This window comes from Streptomyces sp. LZ34 (assembly GCF_053890475.1).
The window spans coordinates 3919100-3926915 of sequence record NZ_CM132680.1 but is presented as its reverse complement, the minus strand read 5'-3'; the positions used below and the strand labels follow the sequence as shown (position 1 = coordinate 3926915).

The following is a 7816-nucleotide window of genomic DNA, read 5'->3' as shown; positions in this document are numbered from 1 at the left end:
GTGTCCCGGGATGCCCGAGCGCCGCGGGCACCCTTCCGGAGCGTTACCAAGTACACAGGCAAGCGCACAGAAGACAAGCGCACACATGAGATGAAAGGAACAGTCATGTCGAATCCGTTTGAGAACCCCGACGGCACGTACCTCGTGCTGGTCAATGACGAGGGACAGCACTCGCTGTGGCCCGAGTTCATCGAGGTGCCCGCCGGATGGACTGTCGCGAAGCCCGCGGACACCCGGGACGCCTGCCTGGCCTACATCGAGGAGAACTGGACGGACATGCGTCCGGCCAGCCTGGTCAAGGCCATGAGCGAGTCGGGCGCCTGAGGCGCGACGCCGGGTCAAGACACCTTCAGGGGGCCTGAGCATGAAGCGCCCCCGGTATCAACCCCTCTGGCAAAGGCACACACACGATGGGCACACCGATCTACGCCGGCCCGCGGAGTGAATCCGGGATCGTCTCGGCCATTCCGCGATGGCGCACCGAACCATGGCATGCCGACATACCGACGACGACAGAGCACGAGCGCCGGATCCCCGCCGACCTGGTCACGGGGGTGAGCGGGCACGCCCAGCGCCTGGGCGTGCCGATGGCTTCCGCATTGCTCGCGGCGCACGCCAAAGTGCTGGCCTCGCTCTGCGGTGAGCAGGAGGTGCTGACCGGATACGTGGCACCCGACAGCGGAGGTGGGCTCCGGCCGTGCCGACTGACGGTGGAGGACGGAGCGTGGCGGCAGCTGGTGCTGGCGGCGCACGCCGAGGCGCGCACGTCATCCTCAGGGACGTCATCCTCAGGGACGTCATCCTCGGAGACGCCATCCTCGCAGGCGGCTTCGCCGGCGGCCGTTCCGGCGTACGAGGTGGTGCTCGACCTCTCCGGGCTGCCCGAGGCGCCCGGCAGGCCCGCTCCTCCCGACCCCGCTCCGTCCGCCGGACATGCCGACGGGGGGCCACCGACGGGGCACACCGTGTTACACATCGCCTTCCATGCGGTGCCCGAGGAGCCGCACGGGCTGCTGCTGCGGGTGCTCGGCCGCGGTGAGGTGCTCGATCCGCCCTACGCGCGGCGGGTCGCCGGGTACTACGTGACGGCTCTGGAGCTCCTGGCCGCCGACAGCGGGGCCGAACACCACCGCCAGAGCCTGCTGTCGCCCGAAGAGCTCACGCACCAGATCGACGGGCTGGCCGGGCCGCGGCGCGACCTCCCGGACCGGCGGATGCACGAGCTGTTCGAGGAGCGGGTGCGTCACCACCCGGATCGGATCGCCGCCGTGCACGACGGGACGGAGTGGACGTACGGCGAGCTGAACCGTCGCGCGAACCGTATCGCCCATGCGCTGCTGCGCCGGGGGCTGCGGCGCGAAGACGTGGTGGCCGTGGTCACCGAGCGGAATCTCGACTGGATGGCCGCGGCGCTCGCGGTTTTCAAGGCGGGCGGTGTCTACCTTCCCGTGGAGCCGCACTTCCCGGCAGGCCGGATAGCCGCCATGCTCTCCCGCAGCGACTGCCGGTTCGTCCTGGCGGAGTTCGGCAGCACCGAGACCCTCGACCAGGCTCTGAAGGGGTACGCGGCCAAGGCCCGGCTGTTCATCACCGACGCCGTGGAGGAGAGGGAGCCGGGCGGGGAAGGCCCCGAAGACCCCCGCGACGCCGACCCGGGCGTGCCCGTCTCGGCCGGGCAACTCGCCTATGTCTACTTCACCTCCGGCTCGACGGGGGAGCCGAAGGGGGCGATGTGCGAGCACGCCGGCATGCTCAACCACCTCTTCGCCAAGATCGAGGACCTGGGGATGGGCCCCGGGCAGGTGGTCGCGCAGACCGCTCCGCAGTGCTTTGACATCTCGCTGTGGCAGTTGGTGAGCGCGCTGCTGGTAGGCGCCCGGACACTGATCGTCGGGCAGCAGGAGATCCTGGACATCCAGCGGTATGTCGACGCCCTGGTGGACGGCGAAGTGGAGGTGCTTCAGGTCGTCCCGTCCTATCTCGAGGTGATGCTCACCTACCTCGAGGAGCGGCCACGCCCCCTGGACCGGCTGCGCGTGGTCTCGGCGACCGGCGAGGCGCTGAAGAAGGAACTGGTCGAGCGGTGGTTCGCCTGCTTCCCGGACATCAAGCTGGTGAACGCCTACGGGCTGACCGAGACGTCCGACGACACCAACCACCAGGTCATGGACGGGGCGCCGGGCCATGAGCGGGTGCCGCTCGGGCCCGCGGTCAACAACGTGCGCGTCTACGTCGTGGACGACCGGCTCAACCCCGTGCCGCTCGGTGCCCCGGGGGAGATCGTGTTCTCCGGGGTGTGCGTGGGCCGCGGCTACATCAACGACCCGGAGCGGACCGCCGCCGCCTTCGGGACGGACCCCCATCGCCCGGGGGAGCGGCTCTACCGCTCCGGCGACATCGGCCGCTGGCTTCCGGAAGGTGCCCTGGAGTTCCTCGGCAGGCGGGACGCCCAGACCAAGATCAGAGGCTTCCGGATCGAGATCGGCGAGATCGAGAACCAGTTGCTGTGCGTCCCGGGCGTGCGGGATTCCGCCGTGGTCGTGGCGGAGAGCCCGGACCAGGGCAAGCATCTGGTCGCGTTCTACACCGCGGACACCGCGCTGGAGACGGACGGACTGCGCCAGGCTCTCGGGGACGTGCTCCCCGCCTACATGGTCCCCCACCTCTTCCACCACCGGGAGGCGCTGCCCCTTACCGGCAATGGAAAGATCGACAAAAAGGGGCTGACCCGGCAGGCGGCCGAGTCGGCCACCGTCCCCGCCGCGGGCGATGCCGGAAACGCGCCGCGTACCGCCGCGGAGAAGCGGTTGGCGGAGCTGTGGGCACGGGTGCTGAACATCCCCGTCGCGGAGATCTCCCGGGATCACCACTTCTTCCAGTCCGGGGGCACCTCCCTGTCCGCGGTCCGGCTCGGTGTCGCCCTCGGCCAGGCGGTGACGCTGGAAGACATCGTGAGCCGCCCGGTCCTGGCGGACCTCGCCGCGGCCATGGACGAGAACACGCAGCAGGGGAAGGAACAGAGCGCATGACGCAGCCGTCCGCACCGACGCCCCCCACCGGGTCCGGGAGCGGTGCCGCCGAAGACCTCGGCCTGGAGCTCGCCCCGGGGAAGCCCCCGATCCTGCGGGTCGGCGAGCCCGTGGCCCCGGAAGGTCTCCAGCCGTGGATCGGCGAGCGGCAGGAGGCCCTGGAAGCCGCCCTGTTGCGCCACGGCGCCGTGCTGATACGCGGCCTGGGAGTGCGTGACGCCGCCGCGCTCGGCCGGGTCGCCGAGCGGTTCCTGGGGACGACCATGCCGGAGACGGAGGCGTTCGCGCGTCGTCAGCCGCTCGGCGGGCCGGTGGCCTCGTCCCTGGAATGGCCGCCCGACCAGCCGATGTGCATGCACCACGAGTTGAGCTACGCGCTGGAATTCCCCCGGCTGCTGGCCATCGGCTGCTTCACGCCGCCGACCAGCGGCGGGGTCACCGGGCTCGCCGATGCCCAGGCGGTGCTCGCCGATCTGCCCGAGCCGGTCGTCGAGCGCTTCACCGCGGAAGGCTGGTCGCTGACCCGCTCCTACAACGATGTCGTCGGACTGCCGTGGACGGAGGCCCTGGGCGCCGCCGACCGCGATGCGGTGGAGAAGTACTGCCGGGACAACGGAATCACGTTCGCCTGGGAGCCGGACGGCGAGCTGCGTACGAGCCAGCGCCGCTCGGCGGTGATCCGGCACCCCCTGACCGGCGCTCGGGTCTGGTTCAACCAGATCGCCTTCCTCAACGAATGGACGATGGAACCGGCCGTGCGGGAATACCTGGTGTCCCAGTTCGGCTCCCGAGGGCTGCCGTTCAACAGCCGGTACGGCGACGGGGCGCCCATCGACGCGGACACCGTGGACGCCATCAACAAGGTGTACGAGGCGGGGACGCTGAGGGAGCCGTGGCAGGCGGGCGACCTTCTGCTGGTCGACAACGTCCGTATGGCGCACAGCAGGGAGCCCTTCGAGGGGCGGCGCGAGGTGGGAATGGTCCTCGGCGCTCCGGTGCGGCTGGCCGACTGCTCGCCGACGCATCAGCCCGGGACGGCCTCCTGAGCGGTCGGTGCCACTTTGCCGGACACCTTTCCAGAACGGAATCGCACTTCCTCATGAACCTCCAGATCCCCCCTTTCTCCGTCATCCCCGGCTCCCAGGTGGACCAAGCGCTCGCCGGGCAGGAACAGCAGGTCATCGAGCTCATCGAGGAGGCGTACCGGGTCCACGGCGAGGGCGACACGGTGAACCCTCCGTCGTATTTCCTGCGCTTCGCCGACCGGCCGGCCTCCCGCATCATCGCGCTGCCCGCGTCCATCGGCGGGCGCACCCAGGTCGACGGGCTGAAGTGGATATCCAGCTTTCCAGGGAACGTCGACGCGGGCATCCCCCGCGCCTCCGCCGTGGTCGTGCTGAACGACCAGGCGACCGGATATCCGATCGCCTGCATGGAGAGCTCCATCATCAGCGCCGCGCGCACCGCCGGATCCGCCGCCCTGGCCGCCGACTGGCTGACCCGGGAGCGTGGCCGTCCGCGGCGCGTCGGGTTCTTCGGCGCCGGGTTCATCGCCCGCTACATCCACACCTATCTGCACGGCGCGGGCTGGTCGTTCGACGAGGTGGGGGTGCACGATCTCAGCCTTGAGCACGCGGGCGGCTTCCGCTCGTACGTGGAGCGGACCGGAGCCGGCGGGCGGATCACCGTGCACGACAAGGCCGAGGACCTGATCCGCTCCAGTGACCTGGTGGTGTTCGCGACCGTCGCGGGCACCCCCCATGTCGCCGAGGCCGACTGGTTCTCGCACCACCCCGTCGTGCTGCACATCTCGCTGCGCGACCTGGCGCCGGAGATCGTGCTGAAGTCGGCCAACATCGTCGACGACATCGAGCACTGTCTGAAGGCGGACACCTCGCCCCACCTGGTGGAACAGGCAGTGGGGAACCGGGACTTCATCGACGGGACGCTGTACGACGTCATGTCGGGACGGGTGCGGCTTCCCGAGGACAGGCCGATCGTCTTCTCGCCGTTCGGCCTCGGGGTACTCGACCTCGCGGTGAGCAAGCACGTCTACGACGTGGTCCGTGACCGTGGCGAACTACGGATCATCAGCGACTTTTTCCATGAGGTCAGCCGCTACGGGGACGAGAAGGCGAGTGGCGGACATGCGTAGGACGGGGTGGCCACGGTGCCGGTAATCACCTCTCCCCAGGACTTCAACGCCGAGGACGTGTACGTGGATCTCCGGCCGGTCCTGGGAATCGAACTCCACCTCAAGTGCGAGGGCTTCAACTTCGCGGGCTCCATCAAGCTGAAGGCGGCCGCCGCGATGGTGGCACAGGCAGCGGAATCGGGCCTGCTGACCAAGAAGTCCATTCTGGTGGAGTCGTCGTCGGGCAACCTCGGGGTGGCGCTCAGCATGATCGCCGCCAGCGAGGGCTATCGCTTCCTGTGTGTGACGGACGCGCGGTGCAATCCGAGCACACGGCGGCTGATGGAGGCGATGGGCGCCGAGGTGTACTCCGTCACGGTGCCGGACGAGGAGGGCGGGTACCTCGCCGCACGGCTGAGCTATGTCCAAGACCTGTGCGCGTCCGATCCGCGCTATGTGTGGCTGAACCAGTACACCAACGCCCAGAACTGGACCGCCCACTACCGGACCACCGCACCGGCGATCGCCCGGCAATTCCCGGAGCTGGACGTGTTGTTCGTGGGGGCGGGCACCACGGGCACGCTGATGGGGTGCGCGCGGTACTTCCGCGAGTGGCAGCGCCCGGTGGCCATCGTGGCCGTGGACACGGTGGGCTCGGTGACTTTCGGCGGCCCGCCGCGGACGCGCATGATCCCGGGGCTCGGCGCGGGCGTCCGCCCCCAGCTGCTGGACCCTTCCTTCGTCGACGACGTGGTGATGGTGCCGGAGGAAGAGACGGTCAGGGTCTGCCGTCGGCTCGCCGCGGCCGGGTTCCTGTTCGGCGGCTCCACGGGAACGGTCATCGCCGGGGCGCAGCGCTGGCTGGCCGCACACCGCTCCGTATCGCCGGTCACCGCCGTGGCCATCTCGCCCGACCTCGGCGAGCGCTATCTGGACACGATCTACGAGGAGTCCTGGGTGCGTGATGTCTACGGTGAGGAGGGGTTCGGCATCGGCTACGACGTGCCCACCCCCGAGGACGGCGCGACGCGGCCCGCGGTGCCGTGTCTTACCCCGGCCGAGACCGGGGTGGGGTGACCGTGTGCCGCTCAGGTCACCCCACCCGCCGTCACCGGCCCGATGACGCCGCGTCCGCCATGTCCGCCGACTGCTCGTCGGCGGTCCGGGCGGCCAGCAGCCGGCGGTCGACCTTCCCGTTGGCGTTGCGCGGCAGGGACGGCAGTCGGTGGGCGGTGTCGATGATCGAGTGCCGGGGCAGCTGCCCGGCGCAGTGCCGTTTGAGATCGATGAGTGAGGGATCATGCCCCGGTGCGGGGACGACATACGCCACGATATGCGCGTCGATACCACTGCCCGCCACCACGGCCGCGGCCTCGGCGACCCCTTCGTGGCTCTGCAGCACGGCTTCGATCTCGCTGAGTTCGATGCGATTTCCGCGCAGCTTGACCATGGCGTCGCGCCGGCCCACGAACTGAAGGTTTCCGTCCTCCAGCACGAGCGCGATATCGCCGGTCGCATAGGTGCGGTCGGTCACCGGGGGGCGACCCCAATAACCGAGCATGACGCTCGGCCCGGTGACCACCAGCTCACCTTCCTCGCCCGCTCGGGACGGCTGTCCGTCGGGGCGTATCACGGTGACGGTGTTGCCGCATGCGGCGGTGCCGATCGGTACGGGGAGAATGCGCTCCGCCGGAATGTCGCCGACCGTGTAGCCGGTGCTGATGATGGTTTCGGCCGGCCCGTAGAGATTCATGAACCGAATGTGTGGGAGATGGTCGCGCAGCTGCCTGAGCGGGTCGATCGGAAACACCTCGCCGGCGAACAGCAGGAAGCGCAGTGCCGGTACCTCGGTCTCCAGCAGGCCGCCATGCCTCATCATCAGCATGAGCGCCGCCGGCACTGAATACCAGACGGTGATCTCCTGATCCAGGAGAAACCGGACCAGCGCCTTCGGAGAATACGAGGCCTCCTGGGGCACGAGATGGACGGAGGCGCCCACCGAGAACGGCACATAAATATCGTTCACCGACAGGTCGAAATGAAAGGGGGCGTGATTCGAATATCGGTCTGCGGCCTGTGCCTGCTGTATCTCGGCGGCCCATGAGATGAACGCCCATGCGCTGTTGTGACTGTGGCACACCCCCTTGGGTTCGCCGGTGGACCCGGAGGTGTAGAGGATGAAGGCGAGGTCGTCGTCGCTGCCGGTGGGGCGCGGCACGTGGCGGTCGGGCGAGGGGGCCGCGGCGGGCAGCTCCTGCCAGCGGGCGCCGTCGGGCCAGGCGCACAGCGAGGTGGTGGCCACCCCGGCCTCCTCCAGCGCTTTCGCTCGCTCGGGCAGCGTGACCAGCGCCGCGGGGGCGAAATCCGCCACGAGTTTCGCAATGCGCTGAAGCGGCGCCTGCGGGTCGAGGGGAACGTATGCGGCTCCCAGTCGCAGGGTCGCCTGCATCACGGCGACGGCGGCCACGGATTTATCGAGCCAAATGCCGACGCGGTCACCCGCGCGTACCCCGAGACCGGCGAGTTCGAGCGCGAGCTCATCGGACCATGCGTCCAATTGAGCATAATTTGCCGCGCCGCCCGGACCCACGACGGCCAGTGCGTCTGGGGTGCGCCGGGCCGCGGTCCGGACGAGTTCGTGCAGCATCACAGT

General features: G+C 69.4%; 6 protein-coding genes. 5 read left to right on the top strand and 1 reads right to left on the bottom strand.

The window, feature by feature from the left end; all coding sequences use genetic code 11:
* Nucleotides 1–105: 105 nt before the first annotated feature.
* The 5 genes from ACWY4P_RS15320 to sbnA all read left to right on the top strand — a co-directional run bounded on the left by ACWY4P_RS15320 (nucleotide 106) and on the right by sbnA (nucleotide 6240).
* On the top strand, nucleotides 106–324 hold the full coding sequence (locus ACWY4P_RS15320; RefSeq protein ID WP_456211108.1) for an MbtH family protein: 219 nt from the start codon (nucleotides 106–108) through the stop codon (nucleotides 322–324).
* Nucleotides 325–410: 86 nt separating this feature from the next.
* Nucleotides 411–3029, top strand: a complete 2619-nt coding sequence (locus tag ACWY4P_RS15315) for a non-ribosomal peptide synthetase (RefSeq protein WP_456211107.1) — start codon at nucleotides 411–413, stop codon at nucleotides 3027–3029.
* Nucleotides 3026–4075, top strand: coding sequence for a TauD/TfdA family dioxygenase (locus tag ACWY4P_RS15310; RefSeq protein ID WP_456211106.1), 1050 nt, complete (start codon nucleotides 3026–3028; stop codon nucleotides 4073–4075). The genes ACWY4P_RS15315 and ACWY4P_RS15310 overlap by 4 nt, the downstream gene beginning before the upstream one ends.
* 53 nt (nucleotides 4076–4128) lie before the next feature.
* Nucleotides 4129–5184, top strand: a complete 1056-nt coding sequence (gene sbnB, locus ACWY4P_RS15305) for a 2,3-diaminopropionate biosynthesis protein SbnB (RefSeq protein WP_456211105.1) — start codon at nucleotides 4129–4131, stop codon at nucleotides 5182–5184.
* 15 nt (nucleotides 5185–5199) lie between these two features.
* Nucleotides 5200–6240 carry a 2,3-diaminopropionate biosynthesis protein SbnA gene (gene sbnA, locus ACWY4P_RS15300; RefSeq protein ID WP_456211104.1) on the top strand — a complete coding sequence of 347 codons (1041 nt, stop codon included), beginning with the start codon at nucleotides 5200–5202 and terminating at the stop codon, nucleotides 6238–6240.
* A 31-nt stretch (nucleotides 6241–6271) separates the two neighbouring features.
* On the opposite strand, the gene ACWY4P_RS15295 is transcribed toward sbnA, so the two are convergent.
* Nucleotides 6272–7810: an amino acid adenylation domain-containing protein gene (locus ACWY4P_RS15295; protein ID WP_456211103.1), complete on the bottom strand. Its 1539-nt coding sequence runs from the start codon at nucleotides 7808–7810 to the stop codon at nucleotides 6272–6274.
* Nucleotides 7811–7816: the final 6 nt, after the last annotated feature.